Source organism: Pseudarthrobacter sp. MDT1-56 (assembly GCF_059383555.1).
Genome location: NZ_JBWZCK010000004.1, coordinates 20,013 through 36,412, shown reverse-complemented (window position 1 = coordinate 36,412; position 16,400 = coordinate 20,013). Strand labels below are relative to the sequence as shown.

The 16,400-nt window shown below is 64.0% G+C and carries 15 protein-coding genes and 1 pseudogene; 10 read left to right on the top strand and 6 right to left on the bottom strand.

Annotated features, from left to right (window positions below):
- Nucleotides 1-30: 30 nt before the first annotated feature.
- Nucleotides 31-204, bottom strand: a complete 174-nt coding sequence (locus AC50YC_RS06825) for a hypothetical protein (RefSeq protein WP_494952807.1) — start codon at nucleotides 202-204, stop codon at nucleotides 31-33.
- Between the two features lie 88 nt (nucleotides 205-292).
- Here AC50YC_RS06825 and AC50YC_RS06820 point away from each other — a divergent pair, with 88 nt between their 5' ends.
- The 6 genes from AC50YC_RS06820 to AC50YC_RS06795 all read left to right on the top strand — a co-directional run bounded on the left by AC50YC_RS06820 (nucleotide 293) and on the right by AC50YC_RS06795 (nucleotide 6,163).
- Complete coding sequence (locus AC50YC_RS06820; RefSeq protein WP_494952806.1) at nucleotides 293-835, top strand: GNAT family N-acetyltransferase; 543 nt, start codon at nucleotides 293-295, stop codon at nucleotides 833-835.
- A gap of 49 nt (nucleotides 836-884) precedes the next feature.
- A complete protein-coding gene (locus AC50YC_RS06815) occupies nucleotides 885-2,237 on the top strand; it encodes a 3-hydroxyacyl-CoA dehydrogenase family protein (RefSeq protein WP_494952805.1) in 1,353 nt (450 codons plus the stop codon).
- A complete protein-coding gene (locus AC50YC_RS06810; protein WP_494952804.1) occupies nucleotides 2,221-3,411 on the top strand; it encodes an acyl-CoA dehydrogenase family protein in 1,191 nt (396 codons plus the stop codon). Before AC50YC_RS06815 ends, AC50YC_RS06810 begins: the two co-directional genes overlap by 17 nt.
- Nucleotides 3,383-5,056 (top strand): AMP-binding protein, encoded by a 1,674-nt coding sequence (locus AC50YC_RS06805; RefSeq protein WP_494952803.1) that lies wholly within the window; start codon nucleotides 3,383-3,385, stop codon nucleotides 5,054-5,056. The genes AC50YC_RS06810 and AC50YC_RS06805 overlap by 29 nt, the downstream gene beginning before the upstream one ends.
- A gap of 63 nt (nucleotides 5,057-5,119) precedes the next feature.
- Nucleotides 5,120-5,803 (top strand): TetR/AcrR family transcriptional regulator, encoded by a 684-nt coding sequence (locus tag AC50YC_RS06800; protein ID WP_494952802.1) that lies wholly within the window; start codon nucleotides 5,120-5,122, stop codon nucleotides 5,801-5,803.
- Nucleotides 5,804-5,926: 123 nt separating this feature from the next.
- Complete coding sequence (locus AC50YC_RS06795; protein ID WP_494952801.1) at nucleotides 5,927-6,163, top strand: hypothetical protein; 237 nt, start codon at nucleotides 5,927-5,929, stop codon at nucleotides 6,161-6,163.
- A gap of 112 nt (nucleotides 6,164-6,275) precedes the next feature.
- Here AC50YC_RS06795 and AC50YC_RS06790 read toward each other — a convergent pair.
- Nucleotides 6,276-6,991, bottom strand: a pseudogene (locus AC50YC_RS06790) (MFS transporter); the annotation flags it as partial.
- A gap of 88 nt (nucleotides 6,992-7,079) precedes the next feature.
- Here AC50YC_RS06790 and AC50YC_RS06785 point away from each other — a divergent pair.
- Together AC50YC_RS06785 and AC50YC_RS06780 are read left to right on the top strand one after the other, a co-directional pair.
- Nucleotides 7,080-7,424 carry a hypothetical protein gene (locus AC50YC_RS06785; protein ID WP_494952800.1) on the top strand — a complete coding sequence of 115 codons (345 nt, stop codon included), beginning with the start codon at nucleotides 7,080-7,082 and terminating at the stop codon, nucleotides 7,422-7,424.
- A gap of 519 nt (nucleotides 7,425-7,943) precedes the next feature.
- A complete protein-coding gene (locus AC50YC_RS06780) occupies nucleotides 7,944-8,687 on the top strand; it encodes a hypothetical protein (RefSeq protein WP_494952799.1) in 744 nt (247 codons plus the stop codon).
- A 1,294-nt stretch (nucleotides 8,688-9,981) separates the two neighbouring features.
- On the opposite strand, the gene AC50YC_RS06775 is transcribed toward AC50YC_RS06780, so the two are convergent.
- From AC50YC_RS06775 to AC50YC_RS06765, 3 genes are all read right to left on the bottom strand, one after another.
- Complete coding sequence (locus AC50YC_RS06775) at nucleotides 9,982-10,581, bottom strand: response regulator transcription factor (protein WP_494952798.1); 600 nt, start codon at nucleotides 10,579-10,581, stop codon at nucleotides 9,982-9,984.
- A gap of 268 nt (nucleotides 10,582-10,849) precedes the next feature.
- The gene (locus AC50YC_RS06770) at nucleotides 10,850-11,767 is read right to left on the bottom strand and encodes a response regulator transcription factor (protein WP_494952797.1); all 918 of its coding nucleotides are present in this window, start codon (nucleotides 11,765-11,767) and stop codon (nucleotides 10,850-10,852) included.
- 1,142 nt (nucleotides 11,768-12,909) lie between these two features.
- Nucleotides 12,910-13,815, bottom strand: coding sequence for an NmrA family NAD(P)-binding protein (locus tag AC50YC_RS06765; protein ID WP_494952796.1), 906 nt, complete (start codon nucleotides 13,813-13,815; stop codon nucleotides 12,910-12,912).
- 363 nt (nucleotides 13,816-14,178) lie between these two features.
- On the opposite strand from AC50YC_RS06765, the gene AC50YC_RS06760 reads away from it, so the two are divergent.
- The gene (locus AC50YC_RS06760; protein WP_494952795.1) at nucleotides 14,179-15,351 is read left to right on the top strand and encodes an ATP-binding protein; all 1,173 of its coding nucleotides are present in this window, start codon (nucleotides 14,179-14,181) and stop codon (nucleotides 15,349-15,351) included.
- 26 nt (nucleotides 15,352-15,377) lie between these two features.
- Here AC50YC_RS06760 and AC50YC_RS06755 read toward each other — a convergent pair whose 3' ends face one another.
- Entirely contained in the window at nucleotides 15,378-15,524 is a 147-nt protein-coding gene (locus AC50YC_RS06755) for a hypothetical protein (RefSeq protein WP_494952794.1), read from the bottom strand.
- 245 nt (nucleotides 15,525-15,769) lie between these two features.
- Here AC50YC_RS06755 and AC50YC_RS06750 point away from each other — a divergent pair, with 245 nt between their 5' ends.
- Nucleotides 15,770-16,186, top strand: coding sequence for a hypothetical protein (locus tag AC50YC_RS06750; RefSeq protein WP_494952793.1), 417 nt, complete (start codon nucleotides 15,770-15,772; stop codon nucleotides 16,184-16,186).
- The last annotated feature ends 214 nt before the right edge of the window (nucleotides 16,187-16,400 follow it).

The following is a 16,400-nucleotide window of genomic DNA, read 5'->3' as shown; positions in this document are numbered from 1 at the left end:
GATGGTCCTTTCGTCCGTGGGCGCCCGCGGTCACTGCGGACGGCCGGGGAGTTGGAGGGTGATGGGCTGTGTTGACATGGGACCGCCGCATTCGTCCGAGCCGCCGACCCTGGTCCACTCAAGCTGGTGTTGCCGCCGGGCCAGCAGGGTGCCGGCAACCGCCAGCACCACGGCCGAGCGAAAGATCCCCCAATTCGACCTCATTTCGCCAGTCTAGACAGGTTCACGGCGGACTGCCCGGTTTCCTCGGCCGACGGACGGCCGTAGCTCTGCGTCTGGTTGACTGGTCCGTATGATCAGGGATGCCCGGGCAGAGGACCTGTCGAAAATGCGCGGCATCGAACTCGCCGCGGGCGAGGCATTCCGACTGATCGGCATGGCTGCGATCGCGGACGCTCCGCCGCCCGCCCTGGATGCCTTGGCCGTATACCAGCAGGATGGCAGGGCCTGGGTGGCCACCGATTCCGCGGATGAACCGATCGCCTACATTTTGCTCGACGTCGTCGACTGGTTCGCGCATATCGAGCAGGTGACCGTCCACCCCCGGTACGGCCGCCGCGGTATTGGCCGGTTGCTTATCGAAGAAGCGGCCCGCTGGGCAACAGCACGCGGACTGGAGGGACTGACCCTGACCACCTTTGACGAAGTTCCCTGGAACGCCCCTTACTACCGGCGCCTGGGTTTCCGGGAGGTGCCCGAAGCTCAATGGCCGGAAGGCATACGGCGGATCGTGCAGTCCGAACGTGCCCACCGTCTGGCGGCCTGGCCGCGCGTCGTCATGAAGAGGGCGGTCACCTCCACTGGCGGCTCGGACGGTCCGCAACCACTCGGCTGAACCTCAATACCTATTGACGTGAGACTCAGTTTCACGATAGAACGATGAGATGGTTCCTGACAATGTCGTTGAAACTGCCACGCCCGCGGGGGCCAGCACAGCTGTCTCCGGAGTCGCCGGAACGTCGGCCCGCGCGTACGCGGCGGCCCTCCTGGCCGCTGAACGGCAAGGCCCGCAGGGCTCGCCCGGCGCAGACCCGCGTCCTGTCCGGCGCGTTGGAGTAATCGGAGCCGGGCTCATGGCCAGTCAGCTGGCCCTGCTCTTCGCTAGGCAGCTTGGGGTTCCGGTGCTGATCACCGATCTGTCCCAGGCAAAGGTGGATGCGGCACTTAGCGGGATCGCCGGGCACCTGGACAAGCTGGTTCTGCGCGGGCAGCTAACGGCAACGGCGGCGCGGGATCTTGGCGGCCTTGTCCACGGAACGGTGGACAAGCGCGAATTCCGGAACTGCGACGTGGTCATTGAGGCCGTGTTCGAGGAGTTGAGCGACAAACGCGCTGTCTTCGCCGAGGTAGAGCCCCTGCTGCGTTCTGATGCTCTGCTGTTGACGAACACCTCGTCCCTTTCCGTGGCAGCAATTGGTCGGGGACTGGCCAATCCGGAACGCCTGGTGGGACTGCACTTCTTCAATCCGGTGGCTGTGCTGCCCCTGGTGGAAATCATCAGCACCGAAGACGACGACGAGGTCAGCGTCGCCACTGCCTGTTCACTCGCCCGGCTCCTGGGCAAGACGGCTGTCCTGGTCATGGTCACGGACACGCCGGGCTTTGTGGTGAACCGGATCCTGAGCCGGCTGTTCTGCGAACTTCTCCGGATCATTGATGACTGGGCGGAGGTACAGCTGGCGGACCACGCCCTGGATCCGCTGGGACTGCCAATGACCCCGTTGACCCTGCTGGGTTTGATCGGTCCCGCCGTCCAGCTGCATATCTGCGAAACCATGCACGCCGCATATCCGGACCGCTTTCAGGTCAGCACCAGCCTGGCCGCCATTGCGCAGGCGCGCCTGCGCGGCTATCTCGACAAGTCGGGCACCGTGCTTCCCGAAGCGGCCGCCCTGCTGCCGAAGGCCGTCGCCGGCGCTCCGGCACCCGGCGCGGACTCCATCCGGGCGCGGATCCTGGATGCCCTGGCGGAGGAGGTGGGCCTGATGCTGGCTGAAAAGGTGGTGGCCGGACCGGCGGAAGTGGATCTCTGCATGCTGCTCGGCGCCAACTTCCCGGAGCGCCAGGGGGCCTCACACCGATGCTTGACCTCAGCGGCGCCTCCCGGCGCGTGTGGGGACAGGACTTCCACCCCGGCACAGGCTTTTCCGAATAGCCACGGCGCGCGGAACGTCCAAACAAGCGCCGCCCCCTTCACCCGTTCCTCAATTCCCGCTAAGGATGCAAGCCATGCCTGACTATGACGTCACCGAACCACTCGATACCGACTACTACTCCGTCTTTGCGGATATTCCCGCCCCCGACCGTGAAGTCTGGAACCGTGCCAGGGCCTTCACTGCGGAGGCAATGCCGCAGATGAACGACTACTGGGAGCGCGCCGAGTTCCCCGCCCACCTGGCGAAGCGGATGGGCAGCATGAACCTGCTGGCCGACGGCATCGACGTCCCGGGCCTGGACCTGATGTCGCCCCTAGGCGCCGGACTGGTCAACATGGAAGTCTCCCGCGGGGACGGTTCGCTGGGTACCGTGATCGCAGTCCAGGGCGGCCTGGCAATGCGCTCGATTGCACTCTTCGGGTCCGAGGCCCAGCGCGAAACCTGGCTTGGTCCGCTGGGCCGGGGCGAAAAGCTCGGCGCTTTCGCTCTGACGGAACCGGACCACGGCTCGGACTCGGTGGCACTGGAAACCACCGCCACACTCGACGGCGGGGAGTACATCCTCAACGGCGAGAAGAAGTGGATCGGCAATGGCTCGGTGGGGGATGTCACCGTGGTCTGGGCACGCGATGATGCCGGTGATGTCCGCGGCTTCCTGGTGGAACAGGACCGGGAGGGGTACGAGGCCGAGACCATCACCGGGAAGGCGTCGCTCCGAGCAATACACCAGGCCCGGATCAGGCTCAACAATGTCCGCATCCCCAAGGCCAATCTGCTCCCCGGTGCGCGCACGTTCAAGGACACCTCCACGGTCCTTGTCGCCACGCGGCTGGGCGTGGCCTGGTCGGCCCTGGGCCATGCCACCGCCGTCTACGAAGCCGCGCTGAACTACGCCACGCAGCGGACACAGTTCGGCAAGCCGCTCGCAAAGTTCCAGCTGGTCCAGGAACGGCTGACCTACATGCTCTCGGAGCTGACCAGCATGCAGCTGCATTGTTTCCATCTGGCGGGTCTTGATGCGGCCGGCCTGATGCGCCCCACCCAAGCGGCGATGGCGAAGTACCACAACACCCGCAAGGCCCGCGAGCTGGCATCCATTGCCCGCGACATGCTGGGCGGCAACGGCATCCTTCTGGAAAACCACGTGATCCGGCATCTGCTGGACATCGAATCCATCCACACCTATGAAGGCACGCAAAGCATTCAGACCCTATTGATCGGCCGCGATGTCACCGGACAAAGCGCCTTCGCCTAAAGGACCCGCCTTGACTACCCTCGAGCGTCCCAACGAAACTCCGCTGAGCCCCCTGCGGTTCCTCCAGCGCTCCGCCGAGGTCTTCGGTCAGAAGACGGCGATCATCCACGGCGACCGCTCCTATACCTACTCGGACTTCGCCGCCGAAGCCCAACAGCTGGCCAAGGCGATCAGGCGCAAGATCCAGCCGGGCGACCGCGTGGCCTTCCTGAGTCCCAACGTGCCTGAACTGCTGATTGCCCACTACGCCGTTCCCCTCGCAGGGGGCGTCCTGGTGGCCCTGAACACGCGGATGACCGCCCGGGAGCTCCAGTACATCCTGGAACACTCCGAAGCCAGGCTGCTGTTTGCCGATTCGGAACTGCTGGGCACAGTGGCGGGACTGGACCTTGGCCTGACGCAGGTGGCCGACGTGATCGAAGTGCCCGACAGCACCGTCCCTTATCCGGAGGTCCCGGGCGGAACCGGCGCTACCCTCTACGTTGATTTCCTCGCGGCACCGGGTAGCCCGGACGCAGATCTCCCGTGGGGCGTCCAGGACGAACGCGCCCCCATCACGCTGAACTACACCTCAGGGACAACGGGCAAGCCCAAAGGCGTGCTCTATTCACATCGCGGGGCTTACCTGAACTCACTCGGGGAAACCATCCACAATCAATTCACCGGCGACACCCGCTATCTCTGGACTCTTCCGATGTTCCACTGCAACGGCTGGTGCACGACGTGGGCAGTGACCGCCGTGGCGGGTGTCCATATCTGCCTGCGTGCCGTGCGCGCGGATGCAGTCTGGGACGCCATCGACACACTCGGCGTCACTAACCTCTGCGGCGCCCCCACGGTGTGCAGCATCATCGCCGGCGCGCCCCAGGCGCACGAACTGAAAAAGCCGCTGCGGATCACGACGGCGGGAGCCCCGCCTTCGCCGGCGATCATCACGTCCCTGGACTCACTGGGAATCACCGTGGTGCACGTCTACGGGCTGACCGAGGTGTACGGCCCCTACACGATCTGCGAGTACCAGTCCGAGTGGGATGACCTGTCCCCTCAGGACCGGGCCGTGAAGATCTCACGGCAGGGAGTGGGGATGCTGCAGGCCGAGACGGCGCGCATCGTGGACCTGGACATGGTCGACGTCCCGGCGGACGGCACAACAATGGGTGAGATCGTGCTGCGGGGCAACAACGTGATGCTCGGATATTTCAAGGATCCCGAGGCCACGGCCGAGGCCTTCTCCGGCGGCTGGTTCCACACCGGGGACCTCGGAGTTATGCATCCGGACGGCTACATCCAGCTCAAAGACCGGGCCAAGGACATCATCATCTCCGGCGGAGAGAACATCTCCACCATTGAGGTGGAGCAAGCCATCAGCAGCCATCCTGCGGTGTTGAACGTGGCCGTGATCGGCGTCCCGCATGAGAAATGGGGCGAACGTCCAGTTGCCTTTGTCATCCGCAGCAGCTCCAACCCGGTCACGGCCGAGGAAATCCGATCCCATGTCCAGGGCCTGCTCTCCGGATTCAAGGTGCCGGACCGGATCCTCTTCCCCGACGAACTCCCGCACAACTCCACCGGCAAGGTCCTGAAGTCCCAGCTCCGCGCCCTGGGCGTCAGCGCCGTGCCGCTTAACCAGGAAACCGCGAAATGAGCGGCCAGGTGTCCGTCGCACTCTGCGGCGGCGGACAGGGCGACGCGCTGTTACTGTACCGGGATGGCATCAGTGGCTAATTTCCGTTCCGAGGTGGCCGAGGCCGCCCTGGATCTGTTTATCGACAACGGCTACGACCCGACCAGCGTGGACGATATTGCCCTGGCGGCCGGGATCTCCCGGAGCACCTTCTTCCGCCAGTTCCGCGCCAAGGAAGACGTGATCTTTGCAGACCACGAAGCCTTGCTCGATGAGCTGGGCAGCTATCTGGCCGCGCGTCATCCCGATCCGTGGGAAGCCGTGTGCCAGGCCGCGGCACTCGTCTTTGGGAAGTTCTCTGAACGCCGGGAAATAGCGCAAAAACGCTATCACGTGGTGCAGGGGGTGCCCGCGCTCCGGGACCGGGAAACGATCATGGTTTCGCGCTACGAGCGCCTTTTCTCGGACTACCTCCGGCAGGCACTCCCGGGACTTGCGGCACTGGATGCGATCCGGTTCGCTGCGGCGGTCACGTCCACGCATAACTATGTGTTGCGCGAAATGATGCTGGATTCCCCTCGCGGTTCCCTGAAGAACTTGGAAGACGAATTGCGGACAGTACGCCGCATTTTCGGCGTCCTGTCCCCGGGTGACCCGTCCGCCGCCCCCGCCGGGGATGACCTCGTTGTGGCCGTTTTCCCCCGCTCCACACCCACCGCTGAGGTGGCGCGCCGCATCCAGGACACTCTCGACGGGCGCTCCACCTAACCGCTGGGAGCGGCGAGATGACGTCCTCGAACGGACTGGGTGGCGGAAGCATCGGCGTTCTACCGTGCGGATCCGGCAATCCTGCTGGCGATGCTGAAGTCCAAGCCGTGACAGACTGCGGCCATGAGTATTGAGCAATGGTGGCCGAGGCTGAAGCCCTCGACGCGGGAATGGCTGATTGAAAACAACGGCGACGTTGTACCGGCCGAGGTACTTGGTGAGATCGAGGACGCCGGCGGTTCGGTCGCGTCCGGCGCCTGGTGGGTGGGTGAAAACGGGCCGTCAGGCTTCTATTTCTCGGACGAGGCGATCGACTGGATCGAGGCCGTGGGAAACGGCGAAACACCGGACACCCGCTGAAGGCTGCGCAGGGTATTTCAACGTCAACCCATGAAGTGCCCCCTGCCTTTGACAATAGGGGGCACTCCGTGGAGGGCTAAACGACCCTTTCTGGCGCGTTCTTTCGACTTGCCTAGTGGGTCAGGTCCTTGCCCTTGGTTTCCGGGATGGTGAAGACGAACAACACGCTGACCAGCAGCAGCACCACGGCGTAGACGTTGAACACGTTGGCCAGGCCGATGGTGCCGAGCCAGGTCTGCAGGTACGGGGCGGTCCCGCCGAACACGGCCACGCAGATGGAGTACGGGACGCCGACGCCGATGGTCCGGATGCTGGTGGGGAACAGCTCCGCGTAGACGGCCGGAACGATCGCGGCGCTGGCGGCAATGAAGATCAGCATGACGGACATGGCCACGGCCAGCTGCCAGGCCGAATCCTTCAGCAGCCAGGTCATCGGGAAGTGCATGACGGCGGCTCCGGCCGCACCGGCCCAGAGTACCTTTTGCGGCCGATCCTGTCGGACAGCTTGCCCTAGAACGGCAGGGTGGCGATGAACACGATGTTGGCCACAACGCTGGCCCAGAGGGTTTCCCCGCGATCGATTTTCAACGTGGTGGCGGCGTAGCTCGGGGCCACCACACCCCAGATGTAGTAGATCACCGTGAGTCCCACCGTCAGCCCGATGACCTGGAAGGCCTGCTTGCGGTACTGCACGATCTGCGGCCAGATCGGGGCGCGCTTCTCGGCGGCCGTTTCGCCTTCGAAGGCCTCGGTCTCGTGCAGTTTGGAGCGCATGATCAACGCGTAGAGGCCCATAACGGCACCGACCAGGAAGGGGATCCGCCAGCCCCTGTCCCGCACCGCCCAACTCCGGGCACCAGGGCAGCACGGTAAGCCCGTCTCTCGGCCGTCGATTGCCGGCACTGCCATGTTGTTCATGGCCGCGTCCAGCAAGAACAAGACGGCCGCACAATCGGCGCTCATGCTGCAACTGGTGAACACTGCCTTCGCCATCCACGAACTGCACCAACAGTCCGGACGAACCCGTGAAGCGCAGCGGCTCCGGGCTGTCGTCACAGAGCAGCTGAAACCATTCGCGGCGACCATGCCCCGCCCGGTCACCGTCGGTGCACCCGAACAGGCAGCGGCCCAGAACGCCGTAGAACTTGGACTCCGCGGCATGGCGCCCATCCGTCCAGGGTCAGCGGTACCGAGCACACCAAAGCCAGCCAAATCCCACCAGCACACGGGCAGGGATTCCGGCCCGGTGCTTGACCGATAAAGACCACCACCCAACTGCAAGGGGAGCACGATGAGTGAATCAGACGGAATGGACGAAGTTCTGGACGGCGGAATGCGGCAGTCCCTCATGATCGCCTCACGCATTGCCTAGACGCTGGCCCGTCGCCGGCAGGAATCACAACGGCAGCAGGAACACCAGGACGCCAAGGCAGCGCACGAAGCCCAGGCCCGCCTCACGGCAGATCGCAGTGCGGCGCACGCGGCGCTGGCACCGGTCAATAGGGACCAGTGGTGGGACAAGGCCCAGCCCCAGGACATTGCCACGGCACATGCCGTCGCTGAAGGCTGGAAAGACCACGACCCGACCGCCCTGGCGGCCTCGGAAAAGATCCGTCAGGAAGTCCTCACCCGCTACGGCATCGACACCCGCGATACCGGCAAGGATGCTGGATACCTGGAGTCAGATATCCAGCAGGCCGCCACGGACAAGGCACGGCAGGACGCACTGGACCGCAGCCAGGAAGAAACTCGCACGGCGGACGCCGAACATGAGAAGGCCATGGGCCTGCTCGCTGCTGCCCGTGCCGAAGAACTCCGCGCCCAGGCCGTGACGCTTGCCCCGGAAATGGAACGCCACCAGGTGCCCGCGGAATACCTGGCCAACCCGGAACTGGCCCAGGCATTGCAGACCGCTCACACTGCGAAGACGCCCTCAGCAGTGGCGGCCGCGGACGCCACCGTGCAGGAGCGCCTGTTCCTCATCGGCAAGGACGGCATCAACGGTCCCGACATCGACCAGCTGCGCAAGGAAACCACCGCGAACATTAGCGGCGCCGGAGACTCACACTTCAAGGATCCCGCCTTCGTCCAAGCAGCCAAGGACATGCACGAGGCCAAACTCCTGGCGGAGGGAGGCTTCACAGGGTCCGAAAGGACACCCGTGGAACAGCGGTACGCACGCGCCGAAAAGGAACTATTCGCCCGCATGGAAAGCGTCGGCAGCGAGATCGAAAACCGCGTCACCGGCAACGACAGCAGCCGGCTCAAAGACCGGGGCCTCAAAACGGAAAGCACGTCTGCCGCTGACTACGGTTCAGCGGAACGCCAGGAAGCTTTCGCCGCATCCCTGGCAACAACCGGAGCGAACGAAACCCAAATCCGGGGACGCGCCGCTGCGGAGCGCAGCGAGGGCGCACACCCCAGCGCTGCCGTCACCATGGGCAAGGGCGCAGCCAAGGCCAAGAAGACCCGCAGCGGGGCAGCAGTGGGTGCGGAACGGACGAAGAGCGGCCCGGCTCGCTAAGCAGTAGCCCGGTAGGGTTGCCGGGGAGACTGGCGAACAGATATGGCTTCGATGGTTGAGAGATTATGGTCCTATTGGTCATTAGGGCTCTGGATGGTCGGCGTCATGCTCATCGTCTACCTTGTCTTCCGTAAGTCGAACATCCGGCGGGTTTTCGTTATCTCCTTGTTGGGTTGCGCGGCTATTTACGCCTTGTCGTCGTGGGTCTATGCCGCTCAGGCAGATCTACCTGCCAGGACAGAAGGGACAGCCCTCAGAACGCGAACGAGCGATCTAGGCACTAGCCTCTGGGCAATATTCGGACTGCTCTTTAGCTTCTACGGCTTCCTTGGCATGGCCGCCTTCTGGGTGTTCATGAGGTGGTCCGTCTAGGGGCCAAACGAAGGACGTCGGCGACGGCCCAATAGCCCAACGGTCGAGGCGGTAACAGCGCTGGTCTGACTCGAGGCGGACGCCTAGGCGGTCTTCCCCGTTCCTGAATTGTCAAGGCTGAGCCGGCTCTTCCGAATACAGAAGCTCTCGGCACGACGTTCTCGACCTTGAGCTCATCGAACGGTTCTAGCCACGGTTCCAGGCCGAGCGTGGCCCGCAACGCCCGTTCGAGCCGCACTTGCGCAACGACCTTTCGATTCGGCAATGACGCGGCCTCCAACGAAGTCGCGGGCCGCCTGCGCGCTCCCGAGAAGTCGACAACCTCGACGTGCGTCGCCGAGCCCACAGCCTCCTTGTAAGCCGGCAACGGGATCGCTGGATTGACGGGCGCTTGAGCCACCACAGTCCAGTGGCCAGCGTGAAGCTTGGCGTCCATCGAGAGGGCGAGAAACAGCACCGGCGCCGAGAGACCCTCACCGGCTCGCCCGGCCGCCTCGTCCAGAGGCAGCACAAGGTCGAAGATCGCGAAGAAGTACGCGTCTTTGCCTTAGGTCGCAACCACCTGCCCGACCCCGGCCCGGTCGTCCCCCGCGGGTACGACAAAGACGTCCCCAATCGTTTGCTTGTTCACCACGGGTCTCCTCCAGCGCCCCAATATCGGGGGTCGCTCATCTGTTGTCTGAGGTTCGAGAGACCACAGTTGGGGTTGCCAAGATTGGTTGGCCCGCCGCCACGTCGGATGAAGAACTCTTCCATACTGTCGAGCTTAGGTACTTTGCGTCCGGGCGTCGCGGAACCAGCCGTCAGGTGCTTTCTTGAGTTCCAGATGGCAGTCCGCGCCCGTTAACGCTGGGCCGACAAGACACGACCAGCCATCGCATCCATGGTTCGCAATCGGTCTGCTGCTGGGCGGGGATGCGGGTCAGGTTGTTGTCCGTGGCCCGGTGTTGCCGCCGAGTCCCAGCTTGGCCAGCAATGCTGAGACGTGCTCACGCACCGTGGTCGCGGCCAGAGCAAGAGCTTCGCTGATTTGGCGGTTGGTCTGTCCCTGGGCGATCAATGACAGCACGTCCTCCTCCGCGTCGGTTGGTACATCAAACCTCGGATCGACGGACGCTTTGATCAGCTCCGCTCTGGCACTGCCGAGCACGTCCTCGCTCATAAGTGACTCGCCGGCGGCGGCGCGGCGAATTGCTTCCTCCAAGTGCGGGTTGGGAAGTTCCCTCAGCACGTAGCCGGCCGCTCCGGCCAGCACGATGCCCCGAAGAGCCTCCTCATCGGCGTAGCTGGTCGGTATCAGGCACTGGAGTGACGGAGCAGCCGAGCGCGCGTCCCGGCATACTTCGATGCCGGTGCCGTCGGGGAGGAGCACGTTCAGCACCGCGACGTTTGATCCCGCCTCCAGAATCTGATGGCTGGCATCGCGCGCACTCGCGCATTCACCGACCACTTCAAGGCCCTGCGTGTCGAGCAATCCTCTTAAGCCCTGTCTGACGAAGTCCCGACCTTCGACAAGGAACACGCGCACCGGGACCTTGGACCGGCCCCGGACGGGGACAACTTTTGAGGACTCTCTCATGTGCATGCTTTCGGCACCTCATCGGAAGACCCCTGGGGCGGCATTCTGCCGCCTGTTGGCCCTTAGCTGGGTCTAATCATTCCGCCCTGACCACAGGGCCAAAAGACCGAAGCGCACCAGGACGCCAAGGAGCGGCGGATCAAAGCGGGCCTGATGGGGGTTCACGGCCGGCGCTGTGCCCGGCTTGACGGGGGATTTCGTTCCCGGGAGCTCAGCCGCCGTCTGATCCGAGGCAACCAAATTTTTGGCGTTTGTCCCGGTTCTCGAATTCCTCGTTCAGTTCGTAGCGGCCGAACTCTGTTTTCCGGTTCGGTTCGCCCTCGGCCACGATCGCGTGGTCAAACGGGCGCGGGTTCTGGCTGTCGAGCGCCTGCAGTTCCCGGTCCGGGACCGGCTCCAGGCTCTCCGGCAAGGGCTCCTCCGGGGTCAGGTGAAGGTTCTCCTTCACGTCAGAATCGGGTCTTGGCGTCAGCTCGGTCCGGGCCGCGGCAAGGGCTGCGGTGAGCCTGCCGGCAACCCCCGTCCGCTCCCCGGGCGGCACGCTACCGTCCTCGCGAATGCAGTCCAGAAGTGCTGCCGTGACCTCCGCGGCCGCGTCCGGGAAGACACTGAACCGGTAGCCGCCGTATGCGGGGTCTTCCGATTGACTCAACACCGTGGTGATGAGCACTGCGGCTTCTGTCCGACGCGTCAGGCCAAGCTTCATCAGCGCGGACGAGACTATGTTCTTTACGGTTTTTTCCGACAGGGACATTTCCTGGCCGATCTGGCGGTTCGTCATACCCTTCCCCAGACCGATGACGACCCTGCGTTCCTGCCTCGACAAAAACAGGAGTTTCCCACCCGGCTGACCTTGGCTGTGGCCGGGGAACGGGGTAAGCACGGCCTCCTGGAACCGTCGGCTGAAAGCGGTGTGCCCCGCCAGTGCCCGGCGGATCAGCCTCAGCTGTTCGCTGTTGCCGTCCTGTTTTGACAAGCACCCCCACGCCCCGGCCAGGATCGCGTCAATCAACACACCCTCGGTGGCTTCCGCGGTCAGCACCAGGCACCGGATTGAGGAGTCTGCCGCCGCCAGGTCCCGGCAGACATCGGTGCCGGACCCATCAGGAAGGTCATCGTCAAGGATCACCAGATCCGGGCGCAGGGCCGGGATCCGCCGGGCGGCCTCGCGGGCGGACCCTGCCTCCCCACGATAGTGAAACCGCTGGATTCCAGGAGCCTGCGCAGCCCCCGCCGGACAAGCTCGTGATCTTCGAGCAGATACACGCCCAGGCCGGGCGCGGTGTCCTCCTGCCCTTTTCCCAGATCAGCCATCGCCACCGTTCCGTTCGTTCACCGCCGCCGGGGCTCTGCCATATGCGGCACCCCACCTTGCGGCTACGGCGTTCAGCCGCCATGCCCTCATCCTATGGAGGAACGGCGGCGGGAACGGCAGCGGCTGCCCCGATCGCGCCGTGCCCCGTCAGATCGCCCGGGGCCATCAGCCCGGACGAAGGAGCGGGAAAAGTCCGTCCACTTGATCTCGCGCCCGTCGGGTCCGCAAGTAAGCGTGTACCTGCCTGACACCGCGCAGCCTCTGGCGATGGGGCCTTAAGCCGGGAAGCACGCGTGGTGTCAGCCTCCGAGGTCGGCGGCACTGGGCCACCCCCATACGGCACCCGGTTGTGGCCTGGGCCTGGGTGTCAGGTATCTCTGGCCCCGGCTGGACGGTTTGGATCTGGCGCCCTGACCCGAATCTGGGTGCCGACACCGTAACCGCGGGAAGGAACGGGGAGTTTTCTTGGATCCCGCGAGGCACCTCTGCTGGCCGCCCGTCAGCCACCGGCAGGTCACTTGCCAGAACCGGAGGATTGGAGCAGTTTTCTCAAGAGTCTTGATATACAAATGTTCCGACGCTTAGACTCGCCCAAGGCCGCAACAAGCCGATTTTTTGTTTTTGGGGGAAATCGCCAGTCTCTGCCGGCTTCGGCAATGAAGTGCAGGGAAGTCCGTCGGCTGCGGCCGGCGGCGAATGAGAACAGGGGAAGGCCGTTGCGCCCACATATGCGGGTGACGGCCTTCCTCCTTTCGACCTGACGGTCCGGCGGAAGGCTGCTCGGCCGTGACGGTGAGCGTGGATCCGAATCCGGGATCCGGGTGCCTGGGCCGCAGGTTTCAGCGGACAGGATGGCGTGCCGGTGCATGACCGGCGCCAGTTTCCTGGTCAGTCCGCGCCGCTTCGGTGGCAACAAAGGGCCCCGGTGCGGCCGGTAGCTCCGAGCAGTGCCATCCTCATGGTGTCTCCTTGCGGGTTGAGGTGGGCTTCCAAATGTCGCGTTCCCGGTGGGCGAAGTCGGGGAAGCTGATCGGGTCCCGGCCAAGAACCTGTTGCACGGTGTTGGACAGGCCGCCCGCCAGTCCGAGCCGGGCCGTTGTGTAGATCGCCGCGGTGACAATGACCATGCCCCAGGGCATTCGAAGGGTCCGGCGCGCGTGCCGGAGGTACCGGACGATCCCGGGACGGGCGTAGCGTATGGGCCGTCCGAGCTCTGCGGTCAGGATTCGGGCGATCTGTTCGTAGGTCAGCGCTTCCTGCCCCGTCACTGTCCAGGCGGTGTTGCGGTGTGCGGCGGGGTTGAGCAGAGCGGCCGCGGCGACGGCACCGACATCCTCGCCATCGACGAACGCGGTTGCACCGCCGCCGGCCGGGACCAGGATCTCATCGCGGTCCCGGATATCGGTCAAGTGCGTAGTGGAGAGGTTTTGATAAAAGAACGAGGCCCGCACGAACGTCCAGTCGACACCGGCACCGCGCAGCCACGACTCGATGGCGGCATGCGGAACAACCTTGTTCTTCTCCGCACCCTGAAGAGAAAGGAACACCATCTGCCCGACGCCGTGGGCTCGCGCGTACTCGAGGGCGGGAATGATTTGTTTCTTCGGCTTGCCCAGATGCGGCGGGCGCAGAAGAAACATCCGCTGAACCCCGTCAAAAGCGGCCGGCCAGGTCGACTCGTTGGTGAATTCAAGGCCGACGGCCTCCACCCGGTCACCGAACATCAGCTTCACCGACTCGGTGGTGCGCCCGGCCGCGCGGACTCTCCGCCCGGCGGCCAGCAGCTGTTCGACCACGATATGGCCGATGTTGCCCGTAGCCCCGGTCACCAGAATCACCTCGTCCGCCATCACGTCTTCCACTGCTCATGGTGTGCCGTACGCGCCCGCAATTTCCCGGCTCGGCCTTCACTTGTTGAAGTGGTCATGAAATTTCTGCATCTCCTCCGAGCGTGGTTTTAAGTAGTCATAGCGGCCCGCTACACCCGTCCTGGCAGAACCTCCGGGTGGTAGGAATTAACCGGTCCTCCGCAGGCTCCTTCCACACTCGGATCCCGATCAACCCCTCGCTCAACATACGACGCACGACCACGAGATGTTGGCCAAGGCTGGTTCCCGAGGCTGTGACCCTGGCCGGTGCTGTCGTCCAGTATCTGTCGCAGCCCAAGAAGTACGAAGCTATAGGCGGTTATAGCCTTTTTCACATAGTGCCTTATAATTTTGTATATGCATCTGGAACTCAACCCCTACAACCCTGGTTCGGGCCTTCCTCCCAAAGTTATGGGGGGCCGCCAGGCCGAGATCGACGCGTTTGACCTCTTGGTCGCCCGAACCAAAAGAGGGTTGCCGAACCGTGGGATGGTGCTCTCCGGGCTGCGGGGGGTTGGTAAAACCGTACTGCTGAACTACTTGCGGGCCCGCGCGGATAACCAGGGCTGGTTTACCATCTGGATCGAAGGCAAGCCGGAGGCTCAGGGTTTCACCGAAGTTCGGGAGAAGCTGGCGAGGGAACTGACCACCGCCGCCCGCAGATACGGTGGCTCCCGGCCCAAGGAGCGGTTCAAGCAGGCCATGGGCACCATACAGTCGTTCAATCTCTCTCTAGGGCTGACAGGCGTGAGGGCGGGCGTGGGATTCAAGACCGGACGTGCAGACTCGGGCCAAATTGACATAGACCTCGAAGAGTTGGTCGATGACATCTGCAGCTCTTTGAAAGAGGACAGGAGCGCCTTCGGCATTTTCATTGATGAGATGCAGGACCTGGATCCTGCCCTTCTCACGGCACTGATCTCAGTCCAGCACATGGCCGGACAGCGGGGATGGCCCTTCTACATCATCGGGGCCGGGCTACCGAACCTTCCAACGACCCTCAGCGAAGCCCGGACTTACGCTGAAAGACTATTTGACTACAGAATGGTCGGGCCCCTGGATCAGCCTGCGGCCGAATATGCTTTTGCGAGGCCGGCCCAGGAGATGGGGGCCGCCTTCGAACCTACTGCCCTAGCCAGGGTCGTTGAGGCCTCCGGAAGATACCCCTACTTCATCCAGGAATTCGGCAAGGCCATCTGGGATGCAGCTCCTGAGACGCCGTTCACCGATGCCGACGCAGACCTCGCCATAGTTGCCGGCCGGGGCCAACTCGACGCGGGATTTTTTCCGTCTCGATGGGGCCGGGCAACTAAGAAGGAAAAGAGCTACCTGCGGTCCATGGCCCAGGACGGCGATGAGGGTTCGAGTACAAGCCAAGTTGCCGAGCGGCTTGGCGTCAAGCTCACGAGCCTTGGACCGACCCGGGCGCAGCTCATCAGCAAGGGACTCATCTACTCACCGGAATACGGCAAAGTCGCGTTCACCGTTCCCGGCATGTCCGGGTTTATCCGGCGGCAACACGAGCAGTGATGCTTTCTCGCACCTGAAGCCACCAATCAGCCTGCGGCCGCGAACGCGCGTGCGGCGGCCAGTACCTGCGGTCCGGCGTCCTTCAGATGCCCGTCATGCAGCTGCTCGCAGCGGCCCGCGCCGAAGAACTCCGCGCCCAGGCCGCGACACTGGCCCCGGAACTGGAACATCACCAGGTGCCCGCGGACTACCTGACCAACCCCGAGCTGGCACAGGCATTGCAGACCGCACACAGCGCGAAGACCCCCAGTGCTCTGGAAGCAGCGGACGCCACCGTGCAGCAACGCATGTTCCTCATCGGCGAGGACGGAGTCAACGGTCCCGACCTTGCCAGCTGCGCAAAGAGACCACCGCGAACGTCAACGGCGCCGACGACCCGCACGTCGAGGACCCCGCGTTCGTCAAAGCCGCCAAGAAGATGCGCGAAGCCAAACTTCGGGCCGAGGGCGGCTTCACAGGCGCCCAATGGATGTTTCTGGAACAGCCGTACGAAGGCGCCGAAGAGGAACTCTTCGCCCGCATGGAAGGCCTCGGTCGCGAAATCGAGAACCGCGTCACCAGGGACGACAGCAGCCGGCTCAAACGCCAGCGCCTGAAAACCGAAAGTACGTCGGCCGCTGACTACGGCTCAGCCGAACACCATGAGAAGTTCGCCGAGACCCTGGCAAACACCGGCCCGAACGAAAACCAGGTACGTGGACGCGTCGCCGCAGCATCCAGCGACGGCACACATCCCAGCGCAGCAGTAACCGCTGGCAAGGCCGCCAAAGCCAGGAAGACCCGCACCGGGTCAGCAGCGGGCTATGAGAGGGGCAGGAATGGACCCGGCCGATAGTTCAGTGCTGATGCAGAAGGCGGCTGACTAAAGCCCGACTCAGGACCACTGGGATGGGTGGATTTTGACAATTGGCGCAGCTCCAGGGCGGTTGGATGCGGGTGTTCAGGAGCTCAGCAAGCGCTCTCTCTGCGGTTCGGCGTGAGATGTTGTTGCGTATGTCAACTTGGTGCAGGACACCCCTGCGCCGACGCTGACCAATTTGGTCATCGTA